At 61.4% G+C, this 20,408-nt stretch carries 18 protein-coding genes; 11 read left to right on the top strand and 7 right to left on the bottom strand.

Annotated elements, in window-relative coordinates; all coding sequences use genetic code 11:
* The first annotated feature begins 46 nt into the window (after positions 1-46).
* Both PspCFBP13528_RS07620 and PspCFBP13528_RS07615 read left to right on the top strand, forming a co-directional pair.
* The gene (locus PspCFBP13528_RS07620; RefSeq protein WP_065950055.1) at positions 47-829 is read left to right on the top strand and encodes an SDR family oxidoreductase; all 783 of its coding nucleotides are present in this window, start codon (positions 47-49) and stop codon (positions 827-829) included.
* Positions 826-1,824, top strand: coding sequence for an NADP-dependent oxidoreductase (locus PspCFBP13528_RS07615; protein WP_137199923.1), 999 nt, complete (start codon positions 826-828; stop codon positions 1,822-1,824). Before PspCFBP13528_RS07620 ends, PspCFBP13528_RS07615 begins: the two co-directional genes overlap by 4 nt.
* A 78-nt stretch (positions 1,825-1,902) precedes the next feature.
* Here the strand turns inward: PspCFBP13528_RS07615 and PspCFBP13528_RS07610 are convergent, their stop codons facing one another.
* On the bottom strand, positions 1,903-3,189 hold the full coding sequence (locus tag PspCFBP13528_RS07610; RefSeq protein WP_065932609.1) for an OprD family porin: 1,287 nt from the start codon (positions 3,187-3,189) through the stop codon (positions 1,903-1,905).
* Between the two features lie 408 nt (positions 3,190-3,597).
* Here PspCFBP13528_RS07610 and PspCFBP13528_RS07605 point away from each other — a divergent pair, with 408 nt between their 5' ends.
* The gene (locus PspCFBP13528_RS07605; protein ID WP_137199922.1) at positions 3,598-5,685 is read left to right on the top strand and encodes a TonB-dependent siderophore receptor; all 2,088 of its coding nucleotides are present in this window, start codon (positions 3,598-3,600) and stop codon (positions 5,683-5,685) included.
* Positions 5,686-5,722: 37 nt separating this feature from the next.
* Here PspCFBP13528_RS07605 and PspCFBP13528_RS07600 read toward each other — a convergent pair whose 3' ends face one another.
* The 3 genes from PspCFBP13528_RS07600 to PspCFBP13528_RS07590 form a co-directional block, all read right to left on the bottom strand.
* A complete protein-coding gene (locus PspCFBP13528_RS07600; RefSeq protein WP_065950052.1) occupies positions 5,723-5,938 on the bottom strand; it encodes a hypothetical protein in 216 nt (71 codons plus the stop codon).
* 235 nt (positions 5,939-6,173) lie between these two features.
* Entirely contained in the window at positions 6,174-7,280 is a 1,107-nt protein-coding gene (aguA, locus tag PspCFBP13528_RS07595; RefSeq protein WP_057725458.1) for an agmatine deiminase, read from the bottom strand.
* Between the two features lie 121 nt (positions 7,281-7,401).
* On the bottom strand, positions 7,402-10,311 hold the full coding sequence (locus PspCFBP13528_RS07590; protein WP_137199921.1) for an aminotransferase: 2,910 nt from the start codon (positions 10,309-10,311) through the stop codon (positions 7,402-7,404).
* A 151-nt stretch (positions 10,312-10,462) separates the two neighbouring features.
* On the opposite strand from PspCFBP13528_RS07590, the gene rfbB reads away from it, so the two are divergent.
* The 7 genes from rfbB to PspCFBP13528_RS07555 are packed head-to-tail and all read left to right on the top strand — an operon-like array spanning position 10,463 to position 17,546.
* The gene (rfbB, locus tag PspCFBP13528_RS07585) at positions 10,463-11,545 is read left to right on the top strand and encodes a dTDP-glucose 4,6-dehydratase (RefSeq protein ID WP_065950050.1); all 1,083 of its coding nucleotides are present in this window, start codon (positions 10,463-10,465) and stop codon (positions 11,543-11,545) included.
* Positions 11,542-12,417 (top strand): glucose-1-phosphate thymidylyltransferase RfbA, encoded by an 876-nt coding sequence (gene rfbA / locus PspCFBP13528_RS07580; RefSeq protein ID WP_065950049.1) that lies wholly within the window; start codon positions 11,542-11,544, stop codon positions 12,415-12,417. Before rfbB ends, rfbA begins: the two co-directional genes overlap by 4 nt.
* A complete protein-coding gene (rfbC, locus tag PspCFBP13528_RS07575) occupies positions 12,414-12,959 on the top strand; it encodes a dTDP-4-dehydrorhamnose 3,5-epimerase (RefSeq protein ID WP_065950048.1) in 546 nt (181 codons plus the stop codon). Before rfbA ends, rfbC begins: the two co-directional genes overlap by 4 nt.
* Positions 12,956-13,837 (top strand): dTDP-4-dehydrorhamnose reductase, encoded by an 882-nt coding sequence (gene rfbD, locus PspCFBP13528_RS07570; RefSeq protein ID WP_101219804.1) that lies wholly within the window; start codon positions 12,956-12,958, stop codon positions 13,835-13,837. Before rfbC ends, rfbD begins: the two co-directional genes overlap by 4 nt.
* A 36-nt stretch (positions 13,838-13,873) precedes the next feature.
* On the top strand, positions 13,874-15,682 hold the full coding sequence (locus tag PspCFBP13528_RS07565; protein WP_065950046.1) for an ATP-binding protein: 1,809 nt from the start codon (positions 13,874-13,876) through the stop codon (positions 15,680-15,682).
* Positions 15,679-17,064 carry a sigma-54 dependent transcriptional regulator gene (locus tag PspCFBP13528_RS07560; RefSeq protein ID WP_065950045.1) on the top strand — a complete coding sequence of 462 codons (1,386 nt, stop codon included), beginning with the start codon at positions 15,679-15,681 and terminating at the stop codon, positions 17,062-17,064. Before PspCFBP13528_RS07565 ends, PspCFBP13528_RS07560 begins: the two co-directional genes overlap by 4 nt.
* 26 nt (positions 17,065-17,090) lie before the next feature.
* Complete coding sequence (locus tag PspCFBP13528_RS07555) at positions 17,091-17,546, top strand: thioesterase domain-containing protein (protein WP_137199920.1); 456 nt, start codon at positions 17,091-17,093, stop codon at positions 17,544-17,546.
* A 128-nt stretch (positions 17,547-17,674) separates the two neighbouring features.
* Here PspCFBP13528_RS07555 and cysQ read toward each other — a convergent pair whose 3' ends face one another.
* Together cysQ and nudE are read right to left on the bottom strand one after the other, a co-directional pair.
* Positions 17,675-18,511 (bottom strand): 3'(2'),5'-bisphosphate nucleotidase CysQ, encoded by an 837-nt coding sequence (gene cysQ, locus PspCFBP13528_RS07550; protein ID WP_101219802.1) that lies wholly within the window; start codon positions 18,509-18,511, stop codon positions 17,675-17,677.
* On the bottom strand, positions 18,508-19,074 hold the full coding sequence (nudE, locus tag PspCFBP13528_RS07545; protein ID WP_065883206.1) for an ADP compounds hydrolase NudE: 567 nt from the start codon (positions 19,072-19,074) through the stop codon (positions 18,508-18,510). The genes cysQ and nudE overlap by 4 nt, the downstream gene beginning before the upstream one ends.
* 87 nt (positions 19,075-19,161) lie before the next feature.
* On the opposite strand from nudE, the gene yrfG reads away from it, so the two are divergent.
* Positions 19,162-19,824, top strand: coding sequence for a GMP/IMP nucleotidase (gene yrfG / locus PspCFBP13528_RS07540; RefSeq protein ID WP_101219801.1), 663 nt, complete (start codon positions 19,162-19,164; stop codon positions 19,822-19,824).
* 109 nt (positions 19,825-19,933) lie between these two features.
* Here yrfG and lysM read toward each other — a convergent pair whose 3' ends face one another.
* Positions 19,934-20,374, bottom strand: coding sequence for a peptidoglycan-binding protein LysM (gene lysM, locus PspCFBP13528_RS07535; RefSeq protein ID WP_101219800.1), 441 nt, complete (start codon positions 20,372-20,374; stop codon positions 19,934-19,936).
* Between the last annotated feature and the right edge of the window lie 34 nt (positions 20,375-20,408).

Genomic DNA, 20,408 nt, shown 5'->3' with positions numbered 1-20,408 from the left:
TATCCGCATCAATCCCACTCCCTGTTCCTGATAAAGAGCTGACATCATGACTACTCGCCCTACCGTTCTCATCACTGGCGCCTCCACTGGCATCGGCGCGGTTTATGCCGAGCGTTTCGCCCAACGCGGGCATGATCTGGTGTTGGTCGCCCGCGATCACTCACGTCTGGAAACGCTTGCCGCCACCTTGCGTGGCGAACACAACGTCGCCATCGAAGTGCTCCAGGCCGACCTGACGCAACTCGGCGACCTGCACACCGTCGAAGCGCGCCTGCGCGATGATGCGCGCATCGGCATCCTCGTCAACAATGCCGGCGCCGCACAATCGGGCACTTTTATCGAGCAAAGCACTGACAGCGTTGCGCAACTGGTGGCCCTCAACACCACCGCGCTGGTGCGGCTCGCAAGCGCCATTGCACCGCGCCTGGCCAAGGCAGGTGAAGGCGCAATCATCAACATCGGTTCGGTGGTGGGGCTGGCGCCTGAGTTCGGCATGTCGGTGTATGGCGCGACCAAGGCGTTTGTGCTGTTCCTGTCCCAAGGCCTGAGCCTGGAACTGTCGCCTCAGGGTGTTTACGTGCAAGCCGTGCTGCCCGCCGCGACCCGCACGGAGATCTGGGATCGCGCCGGTATCGACATCAACACCTTGAGCGAAATCATGGAAGTGGGTGAGCTGGTGGATGCCGCACTGCTTGGCTTCGACCGTCGCGAACCGGTGACCATTCCTGCGCTGCAGGAAGGCGAGCGTTGGGATGCGCTGCAAACCGCGCGCCAGGGACTGTTGGCGCAGATCAAGCAATCCACCGTGGCGCAGCGCTATCTACCATGAAGGCATTTTTTATCGATCGCTACGGCAAGCAGAATGGAGTGATTGGCCAAGTGCCTGACCCTGTGGTCGGTGTGCATGACGTGCTGATCCAGGTACATGCAGCGAGCGTGAACCCGCTGGACGCGAAGATCAGCACGGGGGAATTCAAACTGATCCTGCCCTATAGGTTTCCATTGATATTGGGCAATGATCTGGCCGGGGTGGTGGTTCGCACAGGTGCGGCGGTCACGCGATTCAAGCCGGGAGACGAGGTCTATGCACGTCCTCCCGAGTCACGGATCGGGACCTTTGCCGAGCTGATCGCCGTGCATGAAAACGCGCTGGCGTTCAAACCCTCGAACCTGAGCATGGCCGAAGCGGCGGCCATGCCCTTGGCCGCCTTGACGGCCTGGCAGGTGCTGGTTGAAACCGCCCAGGTAAAAAGAGGCCAGAAGGTGTTGATTCACGCCGGTTCCGGCGGCGTCGGCACGCTTGCCATCCAGCTCGCCAAACACCTCGGCGCCTTCGTTGCGACCACCACCAGTAGCGCGAATGTCGAATGGGTGAAAGCACTTGGGGCGGATGTGGTCATCGATTACAAACAGCAGGATTTTGCCAACGAGTTGCGCGATTTCGACGTGGTATTGAACAGTCTCGGCAGCGATGTATTGGAGAAATCACTCAAGGTGCTCAAGCCTGGCGGACAGCTTATTTCTCTGTCAGGACCGCCGACCGCGCAATTTGCCCAAGCGCAAGGCTTGCCCTGGGTGCTGGGGCAGGTCATGCGCCTGCTGAGCAGCGGCATTCGCAGGAAAGCCCGCAAGCGCGGGGTGAGCTATGCCTTTTTGTTCATGCAGGCCGATGGAATACAACTGCAGAAAATAACTGCGCTGATCGAGGCGGGCGTTATCAAACCGGTCATCGATCGCTCCTTCCCTTTCGAATCGACCGCAGAGGCGTTGCGGTACGTCGAGCAAGGCAGGGCAAAAGGCAAAGTCACCATCACCCTCCAATAAGCATGCTTTTCAAGCATAAAAAAACCCCGAGCCAGTCGGGGTTTTTATTGCCTGGCATCAGGCACGACGTGCGATCAATCAGAAAACATTGATCGGGTAGTCGGCGAACAGGCGCAGCTCGTTACCGCCTACGTTGTAGTTGCTGGCGTTGTTGGAAACGCGCAACCACGAGGCACGCGCACGCAGGCTCAGGTCTTTGGCCGGGCCGCTCTGGACCACGTACTTGAACTGGTTCCAGATTTCACGCTCGGTGCCATCGCCACGGCCGGTGCCGTCGTCGATGTTGGTACCGCGCACGTAGGCAACGTTGTAGGTCAGGCCCGGTACGCCGAAGGTAGTGAAGTCGATGCCGTAGCCGGCCTGCCAGGAGCGCTCGTCCTTGCCGTTGAAGTCGGACCAGTAGGAGTTGGCCAGCAGGATGGTATTGCCGCCATCGCCGATGCCGCCGGCGTTGCGGTAGCCGCCGTACAGGTAGCCGGTGTCGCCGGTGCTGCGCTGGTGAGCGATGGTGAAGCTGTGCGGACCAACAGCCCAGGTAGCGCCCAGGCTCCAGATTTTGTTGTCGCGGGCGTCCGCATCACCTTGGTTTTCCAGGGCGAAGCTGCGGTCCAGCTTGGTTTTGTAGCCGTTGAAGTCAAAGGTCAGCGACTGTTTCTCTGGCAGCGCCAGCACGTAGTTGACGTTGACGTATTGCTTCTTCAGCACGTCCTGCATATCGGAGGCGTACAAGGCAGCCGACAGGCTTTCGGTGAATTTGTAGCTGCCACCGATGTAGTTGATGCTCTTCAGGCGGCCGCTGTCGCTGCCTTCGGCGCTCTTGCGCGCTTCCTTGGTGAAGTGACCGGCGTCCAGTTGCAGGCCGGCGATTTCCTTGGAAACGATCGAGGTGCCCTCGTAGGTTTCCGACAACAGGCGCGAGTTGTCGTACTGCAGGACCGGCACGGCTGGCATCTGCTGACCGTATTTGATCACGGTGTTGGAAATACGCGCCTTGACGGCTGCGCCGCCCTTGGCCAGGTCGTTGGCCGCTTCGCCGCTGTCGCCTTGCTTGAAGAAGTCGATACCGCCGGCGCCGCTGCGACCTTTACCGCCGTCCAGACGGATGGCGTATTGGCCGATCACGTCCACACCCACCCCTACAGTGCCCTGGGTGAAGCCGGACTCGAACTTGCCGATGAAGCCCTGGCCCCACTCTGCTTTGTCCTGCTTGCCGTTTTTGTAATCACGGCTGATGTAGGCGTTGCGTGCTGCAATGTTCAGGTGGCTGTCTTCAACGAAACCCTTGGATTGCTCCTGGTCGTTCGCCATGGCTGTCGATGCGCTCAAAATCCCCAGAGCGATCAGACTCATCCGTTGCTTCAACATTTTTTTATATTCCTTATTACTGGTTGAGTACGCGCTATGACACCAGGCCCCTATCACTTTCCGGTGTCGACCTTCTCCAGAAAAAACAAGGCCCGCGGACGACTGAACTGCCGCGGGCCTTTTCTTATTGGATGAGTCATGGCTGTCAGCCACAGGCGTTGGACGCAATCCTATGCGCGGGTTGAACTATGTGTCAATTTCGTGAACCACCTGTATTTAGGCTAAATAATTCTAAGCACAGACCTATTGCACTTGGGTAAACGTCCAAAAACCCCATCGCCCCCCGCAAAAAAACACACTATGTAACAAATTAGTAGGCGATACGTTTGGGAATAGATCACGCAAGCGAATGCAAAGCATTACCATTCGCGCACTTTCTCTTCCCTGACAATTCGGACACATTTTCCCATGCCTGCCCCTCGCCTGATGCCGTTTTTCCTTGGGCTTTCTACTGTGCTGTCTGCCGGTTTTGCCTGTGCCACCACGGTGTTGCCCGCCACCTCGATCAGCGCAGAAATCGACGAAGACGACCCACGCACCCAGCAAAGCAACACCGCCACGCGCACTGCGACTGCCGTGCGTTACGTACCCCAGGCGATCGATTCGGTGAAAACCGACAGCCTGCGCGCCTATGGCACCAACGATCTGGGCCAGGCGTTGAGCGGTATTCCCAACGTCAGCAGCGGCGCCGACACGCGCTTCGACAGCCTGCGTATCCGCGGTTTCGATGCGAGCAATGACTTCTACCTGGACGGCATCCGCGACGACAGCCAATACGTACGCGACCTGCATAACATCGAGCGTATCGAGGTGCTAAAGGGCCCGGCAGCGGTGCTCTACGGGCGCGGCGGCCAGGGCGGGATCGTCAACCGTGTGAGCAAACTGCCAACCCCCGGCCGCGTATCCAGCCTCGAAGCCCAGGGTGGCAGCAACGATCTGCGCAGCGTGTACGCTGACCTGAGTACCGATCCCACCGACAACATCAGCCTGCGCCTGAACATGGGCAACCAGGACAACAACAGCTTTCGCGATGGCGTCAATGGCAACCGCCAGTTGTTCGCGCCGTCGATGAGCTGGCAACTCACGCCCGAGCTGAACTGGCTGGTGCAATACGAATACAGCCGCTACAACCGCACGCCGGACCGCGGCATTCCGGGCGTCAATGGGCGCCCTGCGGATGTGAGTCGCAGCACCACCTATTTCTCCAGCGGCGATTACATCGATGACACCTCCCAGTCCCTGCGCTCAAAGCTTGCCTATGAGCTCAACGACAACTGGCAACTGCGCCACACCCTGGGCGTGTTCAAGCTCGACAGCGATTTCGACAACACCTACCAGACCGGCTACGACGCGAGAACCAACACCGTCAGCCGCCAGCACTGGCAGCAGGACCTGACCACCCGCAACGTGTTCAACAACCTCGAACTGGAAGGGGGGTTCGATACCTTCGGGCTGGAGCACCGCCTGCTTACCGGGATTGAACTGGGCAGCCAGCGCCGCGACCCGAAACTCTACTCGGCCACCGCGCCCAATCGGGGCGGCCAGGCTGTGCCGAGCCTGGACCTCACCCAGCCCAACCGTCACCTGCGCCACACCGGGCGCATGAGCGTTTCGAGCGACAACCACACTGAAGTCGAAAGCCGCGCCTTGTACGTGCAGGATCAATTGCGCCTGAACGATCAGTGGCAACTGTTGGGCGGGCTGCGTTATGACCGCTTCGAAGTGGACACCACCAACAAGCTGCTCAACACTCAGCAGGACGTCAAAAGCCACAGCACCAGCCCCCGCGTCGGCCTGGTGTGGACGCCGCTGGAGCATCACTCCTTCTATGCCTCGTGGAGCAAGACGTTCTCCCCGGCAGGCGGCGGTTTGATCGGCATCACACCGAACGCTGCCGGCAGCGTCAACGACCTGAGCCCCGAGTTGACCAAACAGAAGGAAATCGGGGTGAAAAGCGATTGGCTTGACGACCGTTTGAGCACCACCCTGGCCGTGTACGAACTTGAACTCTACAACCGTCGCACCAGCGACCCGCTGGACCGCACCATTACCCTGCTGACGGGCAAGCAACGTTCGCGCGGCATCGAGCTGACCGCCACCGGCAAGGTCGTCGGCAATTGGTACGTGCGCGGCGGCGTCGGCCTGCAGGATGCCAAGGTCGAGGAGGACAACAATGGTTTCGAAGGCAAGCGCATCAGCGACGTGGCCAAGCGCAATGCCAGCATGTTCATCACCTGGAAACCCGAGATGGGCTGGTATGCGGAAACCGGCCTGACCCTGGTCGGTGACCGCTATGCCGACAACCTCAACACCGTGGTGTTACCCGGTTATGGTCGCTGGGACGCGCTGGCCGGGTTCCGTCAGAAAGAATGGGACGTGAGGGCAGCGCTGAACAATATCGCCGACAAACACTATTACGCTTCAGCCACCAGCGCCGCGCAGATTCAGCCGGGTGAGCCGCGTAGCGTGGTGGTGACAGGCACCTACAGTTTCTAGTGTTTCTCCAGGGCAACGCAGTTGGCGTGGCGGCTTTTTAGTAACTCATCAGCTCGCACAATACCCGCACCTCATCCTCCGTGAACAAACCCGCCGGGTAGCGTTCACTCATCACGCTGCGCAAGTCAGGCTGTTGCCTGACTTGTCGCGAGCCGTTTTCCTTCAACCAGAGCCCCAGCGCGTGGATCGCATCGCCATCGACCCGCACCGGGTGGAACGTGCGCGTGAACATCGGGTTGATTTGTGCATTCATTTCAGCGCTCTCTCCTGCTGCGTGAGCGGCTAACTTACTCAAGGTATGTGACAGAACAATGCGGTCTTGGGCTGAGTCTCTGTCGTTTATCTGCGATACAAGAGCTATGCCAATATCCCGTATTTACGGGTATTGAGCCGCAAAAAAGCCCGCGACCTTGCCGGGCCGCGGGCTTGCTTGGAACGCTGCGATTGCGCAGTACTCACTCGCCATCAAGGCGCTGTTACAACTGCACTCAATTTCTCTGTGGGGCGGGTTGCTGCTGGGTCAGGCAGTGAATATTGCCGCCCCCCAGTAACAGTTCGCGGCCCGGCACCATCACCACTTCGTGTTGTGGGAACAGGTTCTGCAGGATCTGCTTGGCCTGGTGATCCAGCGGGTCATCGAAGCTCGGCGCGATGATGCCGCCGTTGACGATCAGGAAGTTGACGTAGGAACCGGCCAACCGCACGCTCGGATTACGTTCCTGGCTACCGTCCACCGGATCGACACCGGCACATTCTTCCTCGGTGGCATACAGCGGCCCTGGGATCGGCATCTTATGCACCGTGAACGAGCGGCCCTGGGCGTCAGTGCTGCTTTGCAGTACGTCCATGGCGGCATGGCAGCGCGCGTAGTTCGGGTCTTGCGGGTCATCGGTCCAGGCCAGCAGCACTTCACCTGGGCGCACGTAGCAACAGAAGTTATCTACATGGCCGTCGGTTTCATCGTTGAACAGTCCATCCGGCAACCAGATGATCTTGTCCACAGCCAGGTTGGCGCTGAGGACTGCTTCGATGGCCGCACGGTCCAGGTGCGGATTGCGGTTGCGATTCAACAGGCACTCTTCGGTGGTGATCAGGGTGCCTTCGCCGTCGACGTGAATCGAACCGCCCTCCAGCACAAAGCCTTCGGTGCGATAACGTGAGGCGCGCTCGATCTCGAGAATCTTGCCGCCCACTTGTGAGTCACGGTTCCACGGCGCATACAAACCGCCGTCAAACCCGCCCCAGGCGTTGAAATCCCAATTCACACCGCGCACTTCGCCACTGTCGTTGATCACGAACGTCGGGCCGGTGTCCCGTACCCAGGCGTCGTCGCTGGACATCTCCACCACGCGGATATTCGGCACGTCGAGGCGACTGCGGGCGTTTTCGTACTGGCCGGCGGAAACCGCAACGGTCACCGGTTCAAACCGTGCAATGGCCTTGGCCACGGCCACGTGGGCCGCCTGCGCCGGCTTGCCGCCCAGGCGCCAGTTGTCCGGGCGCTCGGGCCAGATCATCCAGGTCTGGGTCTGTGGCGCCCATTCGGCGGGCATATGAAAGCCATCGGCGCGAGGCGTGCTGTGCAAGGTGGTCATGACGATCAGGGCTCCGAATGGGGTGAAAGCCGACTTTATAACGGATAAATATCGGCGTTAGTAGCTATAAAACAGGACGTGCAATAAATTCAATCGATTACAACCGATAACAATCGGCTTGTTACAACTGTTCGTCGAGCACTTTGGACAGCATGTCGACGAAAAAATCCACACTGCGCCGGGTAGTGACCATCGGCGGCTTGATCTTGAGGATGTTCAGATAGTCGCCGGTCGGCTGCATGAAAACGCCCAGCTCACGCAGACGGTGACATAACAGCGCCGTCTCCTGCGTCGCGGGCTCCAGGGTGTGTCGGTCACGTACCAGCTCCAGCCCCAGATAGAAGCCGGAACCGTGTACCGCGCCGACTAACGGATGACGCTCGATCAGCGCTTGCAGGCGTGTCTTGAAATATCCCCCCACTACCTGGGCGTTTTCCCACAGGTTTTCTTCCTCCATCACATCCAGTACCGCCATGCCGATACGGCAACTGACCGGGCTACCGCCCGATGAGGAGAAGAAGTAGCCCTCGGCTTCCAGGGCTTCGGCAATTTCGCGACGGGTGATCACCGCACCCAGCGGCTGCCCGTTGCCCATGCCCTTGGCCATGGTAATGATGTCCGGCACAACGCCCTGCTCTTCAAAGCCCCAGAAAAAATGCCCCATGCGGCCATAGCCCACCTGCACCTCATCGGCGATACACACGCCGCCCTGGGCGCGGACCAACCCATAGACCTGCTGCAAGTAGCCCGGCGGCAGCGAAATACCACCGGCGTTGCCATACACCGGCTCGCAGATGAAACCCGCCAGCTGACGTTGGCTCGCGGCGATTTTCGCCAGGTTGTGTTCCACGCTTCGTACATAGTCAGGCGCACTGTCCGGCCCGCGAAACTCACCACGGTAGGTATTCGGCGCCGTCACCGGGTGCACCCAGTCCGGGCGGCTGCTCAGCGCCTGGGGATTGTCGGCAATCGAGGTCGACACCGCGTCCGCCGCCACCGACCAGCCGTGATAAGCCTCCAGCACACTGAGCATGTCGCGCCCGCCGCTGTAGGCCCAGGCCAGGCGAATCGCCAGGTCATTGGCCTCGGTGCCGCTGTTGACCAGGAACACCCGGTCCATACCCTGCGGCGCCAGCGCCAGCAGGCGTTCGGAAAACTCGGCAATCGCCGCGTAGTGAAATCGCGAGTTGGTGTTGAGCAGTGACCATTGCCGCGCCGCCACCGCCGCCATCCGCGGGTGACCGTGGCCCAGCACGGCCACGTTGTTGAGCATGTCCAGGTAGGAGCGGCCCTGCATATCGATCAAGTGGTTGCGCCAGCCCCGTTCGATACGCGGCGGGTCGACGTAATAATGCTTCTGCGAGCGGGCAAAGCTGGCGTCGCGCCGGGCCAGCAGCGCCTCGGGGTCCAGCTCCGGTTCGGCGTCGCAGGCCAACCCGAGCAGCGCCGCCGGTGACGGGCACAACGCGCGCCACGCCGCCGCCCTGGAGGGGGCACAGAACAACGGCGGCTCAAGGTCGGCACGACACAGTTGCACGATCAACGGCCCGTGGACCTCACCGAGTACCTGCCCTTTCACGACCACTGCACCGGGATTGTGCGGCGTTTTCACGCCCCATACGCGCAGACTCAGGCGCTCGTCATGCACACACAGCACGCCGTCAGCGCCCTCGCGCAGGGTCCCGGCAAAAGGGGCTTCAACCACTGTGCCAGGGGGCAGATGCAATTCGACGTGCAGGGGAAAAGTGTCCGGCTCCACAGCGCTGTCCGGACGGGTACGCGACAATCGATATTGCCCATAACGGCTGGCCGCCTGCCCATGCACCGCTGCGGCGTCGTCCAGCAATCGCCGATCGATGCCAGGCGTCTCCCAGTTGCCCGCCTCGAAATGCGGGCTGAGCACGCCCAGGTCGATCAATGCGAATTCCCGCCCGACCAGCCCTGGCAGCAATGGGGCGAAATCCTGGCTGGCCAAGGCCGGCAAGGCCTCGCCGACAGCACTGAGGATTGCCGCCTCCATCAATTCGAACGGCACCGATGTCGCAACGTGGAAAATTTCCCACTCGTGTTCGGCGTTCTTCAACAGGTAGGCGTTATCAGGGTCCAGGCGTCGCTGCTGCTCGCTGCTCAGCACCAACACCGCTGCGCGGGCGACGATCAACGGCCACAGCGCGCGCAACTCTTCACGCTGCAACGGCGTAACCGCGTGACACGCCCGGATCGCCGGCAGGATGGCAAACGGGTCGCCCTCGGCGTGGTGCAGCAGCGCGGCGCAGGTGACGGACAGGTCGGCAATGCGCCAGGTATGCACCAGGTCGCCGAAATCGATGACGCCCTGGACCTGCCAGTGCCGCCCCGCATCACGCAGCCAGACCACGTTGTCGTCGGTGATGTCCATGTGCACGGCCTGCCAGGGCAAGTGCGCAGCCAAAGGCCCGATATGCGCGTCGATCTGCCCGGCGACCTGTTCCAGCGCGGCGCGATGGGCAAGGTCGGGCAAGGCCGCCAGCAAATGCTTGATCAACGCCTGCGCGTGGCGCGGGTCCCATTGCAGGGTGCGGTCCAGGCCGGGATGGGTGAACGTGGCCAGCGCCAGGCTCATGCGCCCGCACAGGTCGCCAAAGCCTGCAATCACGTCGCGGCCCAGGTGAGGCAAACGGGTCAGGGGTTGGCCGTCGATGTAGTCCAATAGCCGCAGGTGCAGGGTCTGTCCATCGACGCTGATGGTCAGCAGTTCATCGCCATTGAGGGCCTTGATCACCTTGGGCACACGCACCTCTGCCTGCGCCTGCAGCGCATTGAGGGCGGCATGCTGGGCCTGGAGCTCAATTGCAGCGTAGTCACCCCGGCAGATTTTCAGAACGAAGCGGCCCAGGGCGCTGTCAATCCTGAAGTTGAGGTCTTGTTGACTGCCCAATGACTGCAATGCGCCACTAAGGCCGTAATGTTGCTCAAGCAGATGGGCCGCCTGTTCCAGGCTCAACTGGGGGCACGGCAGGCTGGCACGATGGATCAATGTGGCGAGCAACATTGTGACGACCTCGGTTTTATCAGACGTCTATATCGCCATTGTTCGGGGGCGTTAATCAACCCCTCCTGCTCGCCGCGCTTGCGCCCGCTCGATTCACAACTCAAGCTATGCTTCTTTCGCTTAATGTCCGTCTAAGGAAAAGGCCCTCGACATGCGCATTCTCATCACCGGCGGTGCCGGATTTATTGGCTCGGCCCTGATCCGGCATCTGATCCAGCACACTGAGCACGACGTGCTCAACCTGGACAAGCTCACTTACGCCGGCAACCTTGAGTCGCTGGCCAGCATTGCGTCCAACAGCCGCTACGAGTTCGTCCAGGCCGACATCATCGACCAGGCCACCGTCAGCGCCGTACTGGCGCGCTTTGAGCCAGACGCGATCATGCACCTGGCGGCCGAGTCCCATGTGGACCGCTCCATCGACGGCCCGTCGGATTTTATCCAGACCAACATCGTCGGCACCTACAGCCTGCTCGAAGCCACCCGTGCCTATTGGCAGAAGCTGGCTGAACCGGCCAAAAGCGCGTTCCGTTTCCATCACATCTCCACCGACGAGGTGTATGGCGACCTGCACGGCGTGGACGATCTGTTCACCGAAACCACGCCCTACGCCCCCAGCTCGCCGTACTCGGCCAGCAAGGCAGCCTCCGACCATCTGGTCCGCGCCTGGCAGCGTACCTACGGCCTGCCGGTGCTGTTGACCAACTGCTCGAACAACTACGGGCCGTTCCACTTCCCTGAAAAGCTGATCCCACTGGTGATTCTCAACGCCCTCGCAGGCAAACCGCTGCCGGTGTATGGCGATGGCTTGCAAGTGCGCGACTGGCTGTTCGTCGAGGATCACGCCCGTGCGCTGCTCAAGGTGGTGACGACTGGGGTGGTGGGCGAGACCTACAACATCGGCGGCCACAACGAACAGAAGAATATCGACGTCGTACGCGGCATCTGCGCCCTGTTGGAAGAGCTGGCGCCGCAGCGTCCGGCCGGCGTGGAAAAATTCACCGACCTGATCACGTTCGTCAAGGATCGTCCGGGCCACGACCAACGCTACGCGATCGACGCCAGCAAAATCGAGCGCGAGCTGGGCTGGGTCCCGGAAGAAACCTTTGAGACCGGACTGCGCAAGACCGTGCAGTGGTACCTCGATAACCTGGAATGGTGCCGCAGGGTCCAGGATGGCAGCTATCAAGGTGAACGACTTGGCAACACTGACGTAAAGGATCTGATCGCATGATGAAGGGAATTGTATTGGCCGGCGGTTCCGGCACCCGTTTGCACCCCATTACCCTGGGCGTGTCCAAACAACTGTTGCCGGTGTATGACAAACCGATGATCTACTACCCGATCTCGGTGCTGATGCTGGCGGGGATCAAGGACATCCTGGTGATTTCCACGCCGGTGGACCTGCCGCAATACCGCAACCTCCTGGGTGACGGCAGCCAGTTCGGCGTGCGCTTCAGCTATGCGGAACAGCCTTCGCCGGATGGCCTGGCCCAGGCGTTCATCATTGGCGAGGAGTTCATCGGTGATGACCCGGTGTGCCTGATCCTGGGGGACAACATCTTCCACGGTCAGCACTTCGGTGATCAATTGCGCAACGCCGCGAAACGCCCATCCGGCGCCACGGTGTTCGGCTACTGGGTCAAAGACCCGGAGCGTTTCGGCGTGATCGATTTCGACAAAGAAGGCCGCGCCCTGTCGATTGAAGAGAAACCGGCAAAGCCTAAATCGAGCTATGCGGTGACCGGCCTGTATTTCTACGACAACGACGTGATCAAGATCGCCAAGGCCGTCCAGCCTTCGCCACGCGGCGAGCTGGAGATTACCGACGTCAACAACGCCTACCTCAAGCGCGGCGACCTGCACGTTGAACGTTTTGGGCGCGGCTTCGCCTGGCTCGACACCGGCACCCATGACAGCCTGCTGGAAGCGTCCACTTACGTGCAGACCATCGAGCACCGCCAGGGCCTGAAAGTCGCCTGCCTGGAAGAAATCGCCTACGACAACGGCTGGATTGATCGTGACTATTTGCTGGAGCGCGCTAAATATTTCGGCAAAACCGGCTATGGTCAGTATTTGTACATGCTGGCCGGGACCCCTAAATGAATGTGAGCGCCACTGAGCTGCCTGGTGTATTGGTCATCGAACCGAAGGTATTTGGCGATGACCGCGGCTTTTTTTATGAGAGTTTCAACGCCCGCGAGTTTGAAAATGCCAGCGGGTTGAAACTTCAGTTTGTGCAGGACAACCACTCACGCTCGTTGAAAGGCGTGCTGCGTGGCCTGCACTACCAGGTCGAACACGCCCAGGGCAAACTGGTGCGTGTGACGGCTGGGGAAGTCTTGGATGTGGCGGTGGATATCCGCCGCAGCTCTCCTCATTTCGGTAAATGGGCCAGCGTGCGCCTGTCTGCCGAAAACAATCGGCAGCTGTGGATACCGCCGGGCTTCGCCCACGGTTTCCTTGTGCTGAGCGATTACGCCGAATTCCTCTACAAGACGACGGAGTACTACACGCCGTCGGCAGAGCGTTGTATTCGCTGGGACGACCCGGACCTCAATATCGATTGGCAGCTCGATGGCCCACCGACCCTGTCCGCCAAGGATCAGGTCGGTAAAAGCCTGAGGGATGCGGACCTGTTCCCGTGACAGCGCCCCTGAAGATATTGATCACCGGTCAGCACGGCCAGGTCTCCCAGGCGCTGCAGCAGCGCCTCCAGGGCCTGGGCGAGCTCATCGTACTGGGCCGCGACCAGCTTGATCTGGCTAACGCCGACCAGATTCGCCAACACGTGCGCGCTCACCGTCCCGACCTGATCATCAACGCCGCCGCCCACACTGCGGTCGATCAGGCCGAAAGCGAACCGGACGCAGCCTTCGCCATCAACGCCACCGCCCCCGGCATTCTCGCCGAAGAAGCCAAGGCCCTTGGCGTCCCGCTGATTCATTACTCCACCGATTACGTGTTCGACGGCAGCAAACCTGCCGCCTATACCGAAAATGACCCGCCCAACCCACTGGGTGTCTACGGCCAGAGCAAACTGGCGGGTGAACAGGCGATTGCGGCCGTGGGCGGCAAGTACCTGATTCTGCGCACCAGCTGGGTGTATTCGAGCCACGGCAAGAACTTCCTGCTGACCATGCAGCGCCTGCTGCAGGAGAAACCGCAGATGCGTATCGTCGCCGACCAGATCGGCGCGCCGACGTGGGCCGGGACCATCGCCGACAGTACGCGTGCACTGATCGAGCGCTGGCAAGCCGGTGACGCCGGGGATTGGGGTGTTTATCACCTGACTGCCCAGGGTGAAACATCGTGGTTCGGCTTTGCCCAGGCCATTGGCGAAGCCCTGCGCGTGGCAGGCAAACCCTGCGCCGAACTGGAAGCGATCCCGTCGAGCGCCTATCCAACACCCGCCAGGCGCCCGCTGAACTCACGCCTCGATTGCAGCCACCTGCAGCAGCAATGGCACGTCAGCCAGCCGCAATGGCAAGACGCATTGCACGAGTGTCTTGCCAGGCAGCACTAGGCATAATGCGCCTGTACCCACAGGCGCACGATTCCCATGACCCCACCTCTTCCGCGAAGACCCCGCTGGCGTAGCCTGGCCCTGTTGGCGTTGTGCCTGGCGCCGCTGCTATGGCCGCTGGAACACTTGGCCGAGCGCTACTACCGCAGCGAGCTGGCCGGGCAGAACCGTCAGACCCTGGACCTGTACGTCGCCAACCTGTTGGGCACCCTGCATCGCTATGAAGTGCTACCGCAGATCCTCGGTGACCTGCCGGCCCTGCGCACCGCGCTGGATGCGCCGCAGATCAGCACCCACCTGGTCAACGCCAACCTGCTGCTCAAGGACGTCGCCGCCCAGGCCGGGGTGGAAGTAATGTACCTGATGGACACCACCGGCAAGACCCTCGCCGCGTCCAACTGGGATAAACAAGACAGCTTTGTCGGGCGCAATTTTTCCTTTCGCCCCTATTTCAGCGAAGCCATGGCCGGGCGCCTGGGGCGCTTTTTCGGGCTGGGCACCACCTCGGCCAAGCGCGGCTATTTCTTCGCCGCCGCCGTGCGCGATGGTGAGAACATCATCGGCGTACTGGTGGTCAAGGTCGACCTGGACCACACCGAGAGCCTGTGGGGCAACACCCCTGAACAACTGCTGGTGACCGACCACAATGGCGTGGTGATCCTCACCTCGCGCCCGCAATGGCGGTTCCGCGCCACACGCCCGCTGACCGCCGAAGAACGCCAGGCCATTATTGCCATCCAGCCCTACCCGACCCGTGATCCGCAGCCACTGAACCTCAGCAGCAGCGCCTGGCTGCGCCAATCCACCGCGATCGCCGAAACCGGCTGGAACGTGGAAATTCTCGCTCCCCAGTCCTTGATCAACCGCCCGGTGCGTACCGTGGTGGCCGTCGGCGGCGCGACATTGCTGGTGCTGATGCTGCTGCTTGGCTTGATGATGCAGCGCCGTCGCCATTACCTGGAGCGCATCGCCTTCGAAGCCAAGGCCCGCCGCGAGCTGGAAATGCGCGTGGCCGAGCGGACCAGCGACCTGGAAGGCCTGAACCGGCGCCTGAAACAGGAAGTGCTGGAGCGCGAACACGCCCAGCAGGAGCTGGTACGCGCCCAGGACGATCTGGTACAGGCCGGTAAACTCTCGGCGCTGGGCACCATGTCGGCCAGCATCAGCCATGAACTGAACCAACCCCTGGCGGCGATTCGCAGCTACGCGGAAAACGCTGAAGTGCTGCTCGACCATGAACGCACCGCCGATGCCCGCGGCAACCTCAAGTTGATCAGCGAACTGACCGGGCGCATGGCGTCGATCATCGCCCACTTGCGCGCGTTCGCCCGCCGCGACCGCCACGCGCCGGAAAGCGTGGCGTTGCAACCGGCGCTGGACGATGCGCTGGCGTTGTTGGGCAAGCGGCGGCGTTCGATGGAAGTGGAATTGATCCGCGACCTGCCCGAGGCGACCTTATGGGTACAGGCCGGTGAAACCCGTCTACGCCAGGTGCTGGGCAACCTGCTGGCCAATGCCCTCGACGCCCTCACCGAAAAAGGCCCGCCACGCAAACTGTGGCTGAGTGCCCAAACCACCGACCAGGGCGTCAACCTGTACATCCGCGACAACGGCCCGGGCTTTTGCATGGAAGCCCTGGGCCGCGCCAGCGAGCCGTTCTACACCACCAAGACACGCACCCAGGGCCTGGGCCTGGGCCTGGCCATCTGTGACACCCTGATGCGTGCGTTCGGCGGCGAACTGCTGTTCGCCAACCACAAGGAAGGCGGCGCGCTGTTAACCTTGAAATTGCGTGCCGGCTCGCCGGGCGTCAGTGTGCAACCGTCCGAGGACCGCAGTGTATGAGTATCGATAACCAGATTCAGGTGGTGCTGATCGACGATGATCCCCATTTGCGTCAGGCGCTATGCCAGACCCTGGACCTGGCCGGACTGAAAGTGCTGCCCCTGGGCGAAGCCAGCGGCCTCACCGCACGCCTGTCGCGGGACTGGCCGGGCGTAGTGGTCAGCGATATCCGCATGCCCGGCATGGACGGCCTGGAGCTGCTCGCCGAACTGCACGGCCAGGACCCCGACCTGCCGGTGCTGCTGATCACCGGCCACGGCGACGTGCCGCTGGCAGTGCAGGCGATGCGCGCCGGCGCCTACGACTTCCTCGAAAAGCCCTTCGCCAGCGACGCCTTGCTCGACAGCGTACGCCGCGCCCTGGCCCTGCGCCGCCTGGTGCTGGACAACCGCAGCCTGCGCCTGGCCCTCAGCGATCGGCAGCAACTGAGCACACGCCTGGTCGGGCATTCGCCGCAGATGCTGCGCCTGCGCGAGCAAATCGGTGCGCTGGCGGCGACCAGGGCCGATGTGCTGATCCTCGGCGAAACCGGCGCCGGCAAGGAAGTGGTCGCCCGCGCCCTGCATGATCTGTCGAACCGTCGCAGCGGCCCGTTCGTGGCGATCAATGCCGGGGCACTGGCCGAGTCTGTGGTGGAAAGCGAACTGTTCGGCCATGAACCCGGCGCGTTTACCGGCGCGCAGAAGCGCCGTATCGGCAAGTTCGAATTCGCCAACGGCGGCACGCTGTTTCTCGATGAAATCGAAAGCATGAGCCTGGACGTGCAGGTCAAGCTGCTACGGTTGTTGCAGGAACGCGTGGTGGAACGCCTGGGCGGCAACCAGCTGATCCCGCTGGACATCCGCATCATCGCCGCCACCAAGGAAGACCTGCGCCAGGCCGCCGACCAGGGCCGCTTCCGTGCCGACTTGTATTACCGTCTCAACGTCGCGCCGCTGCGCATTCCACCGCTGCGCGAACGTGGCGAAGACGCGCTGATGCTGTTCCAGCACTTCGCCGACGAAGCCAGCAGCCGCCACGGCCTGCCGCTGCACGAGCTGCAACCGGGACAACGCGCCCTGCTGTTGCGCCACAGTTGGCCGGGCAATGTACGCGAGCTGCAAAACGCCGCCGAGCGCTTCGCCCTGGGCCTGGAACTGGCCCTGGACAGTGCGCCGGACGATCCATCCGCCAGCACCCTGACCTCCACGCCTGGCGGTTTGAGCGAGCAAGTCGAACAATTCGAAAAAAGCCTGATCGCCGCCGAACTGACCCGCCCCCACAGCTCCCTGCGCAGCCTCGCCGAAGCCCTCGGCGTGCCACGCAAAACACTGCACGACAAACTGCGCAAGCACGGCCTGAACTTCGCCGACAGCGCCAGCCACAGCGCAGACGACGAATGATCCTGTCCACCCGCCAAGAGACCGCCATGAGCCGCGACAGCCGTTACCTGGAATCCATCCTCCATCACGACATCCCCCTCACTCGGGAAATGGGGCTCAGGGTGCTCGACTGGCAACACGACCAGCTGCAACTGCATCTGCCCTTGCAAGCCAATATCAACCACAAGAGCACCATGTTTGGCGGCAGCCTCTACTGCGGCGCCGTGCTGGCAGGCTGGGGTTGGTTGCACCTGAGACTGCGCGAAGACGGCATTGAAGACGGGCACATCGTGATTCAGGAAGGACAGATCAGTTATCCGTTGCCGGTGACGCAGGATGCGACGGTGATGTGCGCGGCGCCTGAAGAGAAGGTGTGGAAGCGCTTTGTGGCGACCTACAAACGCCATGGCCGGGCGCGGTTGGCGCTGCAGACGTGGGTGGTGAATGAGGGCAGCGAAGACCGCGCCGTAACCTTCACCGGCCAGTACGTCCTGCACCGCTAACCGCCATCACCGAAAACCAATGTGGGAGGGGGCTCGCCCTCGATAGCAGTGTGTCAGGCAACCAACTTCTGACTGTCACACCGCAATCGGGGGCAAGCCCCCTCGCACATTTTTAATTTGCGCAGGGCTTAAGATCTGGCCAGGCTCAACAAGCGTTCACGCCATGCAGCCTTGGCCGGCAGCGCCAGAAAGAACGGGTTCAACAACGATTCCCGCGCCGGGTAGCTGAACGGCTTGCCGCTCAACTCCAGCACCTCGCCCCCCGCCCCTTCCAACACACCTTGCGCCGCCGCCGTGTCCCACTGCGACGTCGGCGCCAGGCGCGGGTAGCAGTCGGCACTGCCTTCGGCCAACAGGCAGAACTTCAAGGAGCTGCCGATATTCGCCAGTTTCAACTCCCCCAGGCCTTGGCTCAGCCCGTCCAGCAGACGCTCCTGCTCCGGGCTGGTATGGCGACGGCTGGCAACCACGGTAAAGGCTTCACCCGCAGCCGGAGTCTGGCGCACCTGGATCTGCCTGGGCGCGGCATTCACATCCGAGCGCCAAGCGCCCAGGCCTGCGCCGCCGAAGTAGCAACGACCGCTGGTGGGTATCGAGACCACGCCGAAGACCACACGGCCCTGCTCGATCAAGGCAATATTGACCGTGAACTCTTCACTGCCACTGATGAATTCCTTGGTGCCATCCAGTGGGTCCACCAGCCACCAACGCTGCCAGCCGGCGCGCACGCTCTGGTCGATGTCGGCGTCTTCTTCGGACAGCACCGGAATGCTCGGGTCCAGCGCCGTGAGACCCGCAAGAATCAGATGGTGCGCGGCCAGATCGGCGGCCGTCACCGGCGAATCATCCGCTTTGCAGGTCACTGCCACATCGGCACGCCAGTACGGCAGGATGGCTTCACCAGCCTGGCGAGCCAATTCAATGACAGGCGCGATAAACGGATGGCCGAGGAACAGTTCGCTCATAAGGTGAACACTCCACGCTGGGTCAGCAGGTCTCGTACCAGATACAGCGCGGCCAGCGCCCGGCCCTCGCTGAACTGCTCGTTCTGCGCCAGCGCCGACAGTTCACGCAGGTTGACCCGCTCCACGCGCATAGGCTCGGGTTCATCGCCTTCCAGGCGCTCTTCGTACAGATCAGTGGCCAGCACCACCTGGATTTTCTGGCTCATATAGCCGGGCGACAGCGACAGCTCGGTGATATGTTCCAACTGGCGTGCGCCATAGCCGGCCTCTTCCTTGAGCTCGCGGTCCGCCGCCGCCAGCACATCTTCGCCGGGCTCGATCAGGCCCTTGGGCAAGGACAACTCGTATTCATCGGTGCCACCGCAGTACTCTTCCACCAGCAATGCATGATCTTCGTCGATCATCGCCACGATCATCACTGCGCCGTAACCGGCACCACGGCCCACCAGACGTTCGTAGGTGCGCTCAACGCCATTGGAAAAGCGCAATTGCACTTCCTCCACGCGGAACAAACGGCTACTGGCGACTATTTCGCGGGCGAGGACGGTGGGTTTCTGGCGCATAAACGGCTCCTTGACGTGATCGGGTTACTATACCGTGGCTTTTCCGATTGTCTGTGTCGGATATCTTTACTTACATGAGAACGCCCCATGCCCTCTTTGCCCTGGCACGCCATCGACACCGTCCTGCTGGACATGGACGGCACCTTGCTCGACCTGCATTACGACAACCACTTCTGGATGGAGCACCTGCCGCAACGCTACGCCGAGCTGCACGGCGTGAGCCTGGCCATGGCGCAGATGGAATTGCAGCCGCTGTTCGAGCGTAACGCCGGACAGTTGCAATGGTATTGCCTGGATTTCTGGAGCGCCGAGCTTGCAATCCCGGTGCGCGAACTCAAGCTGGAAACCGCCCACCTGATTGCCCTGCGCCCGGACGCCGATACTTTTCTGGCAGCGATCAAACAGGCCGGCAAACGCGTGATCATGATCACCAACGCTCATCGCGATTCGTTGTCCTTGAAGTTGGAGCGCATCGAGTTGGCACCGTACTTCGAACAACTGATCAGCTCCCACGATTACGGTTTTCCCAAGGAGAACCCGCAGTTCTGGGAAGCGCTGCAAGCAGACATCGACTTCGACCCGGCCCGTAGCCTGTTTATCGACGACACCTTGCCCATTCTGCGCAGTGCCAGGGATTTCGGGGTAGGCCATTTGCTGGCAGTCAAAGAGCCTGACAGCAAAAAGGGGCCAAAGGACACTGCAGAGTTCGCGGCTGTCGAGGATTACCGCGATCTCATTGTCGGTATCTAAATCTATGTGGGAGGGGGCTTGCCCTCGATAGCGGTACATCAGAAATACATCCAGTGACTGACACACTGCCATCGGGGGCAAGCCCCCTCCCACAGGGTTGTTGTGCGTATTACTCAGGGATACGCAGCGTCTGGCCTGGGTAGATCTTGTCCGGGTGCGACAACATCGGCTTGTTAGCCTCGAAAATCTTGTTGTACTGATTGGCGTTGCCGTACACCGTCAGGGAAATCGCGCTGAGGGTGTCGCCTTTCTTCACCACCACGAAACGCGCAGCGGCAACCGCCGGGCCGGAGACGGTGATCTTGTCTTCAACACTGCCGACACCTGCGATGTTCCCGGCCGCCAGGATGATTTTTTCTTTCTCTTCCTGAGTCGCGACTTCGCCCGTTACGGTGACTTTGTCACCCTCAACGGTGGCCTGCACATTCGGATTTCCAAGGCCGACCTTGGAGATGTGGTCCTTCAACTGCTCACTCGCGTTCGCATTACCCGGCGTCAGCAGATCAATCAATTTCTCGCCTGCTTCCTTAACAAAACTGAAAATACTCATGGTGCGCTCTCCTTGGGTTTAAGTGCCTGATGCC

It is taken from the genome of Pseudomonas sp. CFBP13528 (assembly GCF_005233615.1).
In the GTDB taxonomy this organism is placed as follows: Bacteria; Pseudomonadota; Gammaproteobacteria; order Pseudomonadales; family Pseudomonadaceae; genus Aquipseudomonas; species Aquipseudomonas fluorescens_AM.
Note: the sequence above shows the minus strand (reverse complement) of the source record. Positions and strands in the feature narration are given on the sequence as shown.

What these genes read in the sequence shown, in the direction of transcription:
- yrfG (WP_101219801.1), top strand. Translation starts at nt 19,162, where the DNA reads ATGCCCTCTTTGCCCTGGCACGCCATCGACACCGTCCTGCTGGACATG.
- PspCFBP13528_RS07615 (WP_137199923.1), top strand. Translation starts at nt 826, where the DNA reads ATGAAGGCATTTTTTATCGATCGCTACGGCAAGCAGAATGGAGTGATT.
- PspCFBP13528_RS07565 (WP_065950046.1), top strand. Translation starts at nt 13,874, where the DNA reads ATGACCCCACCTCTTCCGCGAAGACCCCGCTGGCGTAGCCTGGCCCTG.
- PspCFBP13528_RS07600 (WP_065950052.1), bottom strand. Translation starts at nt 5,938, where the DNA reads ATGAATGCACAAATCAACCCGATGTTCACGCGCACGTTCCACCCGGTG.
- rfbC (WP_065950048.1), top strand. Translation starts at nt 12,414, where the DNA reads ATGAATGTGAGCGCCACTGAGCTGCCTGGTGTATTGGTCATCGAACCG.
- rfbA (WP_065950049.1), top strand. Translation starts at nt 11,542, where the DNA reads ATGATGAAGGGAATTGTATTGGCCGGCGGTTCCGGCACCCGTTTGCAC.
- PspCFBP13528_RS07560 (WP_065950045.1), top strand. Translation starts at nt 15,679, where the DNA reads ATGAGTATCGATAACCAGATTCAGGTGGTGCTGATCGACGATGATCCC.
- PspCFBP13528_RS07610 (WP_065932609.1), bottom strand. Translation starts at nt 3,189, where the DNA reads ATGTTGAAGCAACGGATGAGTCTGATCGCTCTGGGGATTTTGAGCGCA.
- rfbB (WP_065950050.1), top strand. Translation starts at nt 10,463, where the DNA reads ATGCGCATTCTCATCACCGGCGGTGCCGGATTTATTGGCTCGGCCCTG.
- PspCFBP13528_RS07620 (WP_065950055.1), top strand. Translation starts at nt 47, where the DNA reads ATGACTACTCGCCCTACCGTTCTCATCACTGGCGCCTCCACTGGCATC.
- PspCFBP13528_RS07555 (WP_137199920.1), top strand. Translation starts at nt 17,091, where the DNA reads ATGAGCCGCGACAGCCGTTACCTGGAATCCATCCTCCATCACGACATC.
- nudE (WP_065883206.1), bottom strand. Translation starts at nt 19,074, where the DNA reads ATGCGCCAGAAACCCACCGTCCTCGCCCGCGAAATAGTCGCCAGTAGC.
- cysQ (WP_101219802.1), bottom strand. Translation starts at nt 18,511, where the DNA reads ATGAGCGAACTGTTCCTCGGCCATCCGTTTATCGCGCCTGTCATTGAA.
- lysM (WP_101219800.1), bottom strand. Translation starts at nt 20,374, where the DNA reads ATGAGTATTTTCAGTTTTGTTAAGGAAGCAGGCGAGAAATTGATTGAT.
- PspCFBP13528_RS07590 (WP_137199921.1), bottom strand. Translation starts at nt 10,311, where the DNA reads ATGTTGCTCGCCACATTGATCCATCGTGCCAGCCTGCCGTGCCCCCAG.
- PspCFBP13528_RS07605 (WP_137199922.1), top strand. Translation starts at nt 3,598, where the DNA reads ATGCCTGCCCCTCGCCTGATGCCGTTTTTCCTTGGGCTTTCTACTGTG.
- aguA (WP_057725458.1), bottom strand. Translation starts at nt 7,280, where the DNA reads ATGACCACCTTGCACAGCACGCCTCGCGCCGATGGCTTTCATATGCCC.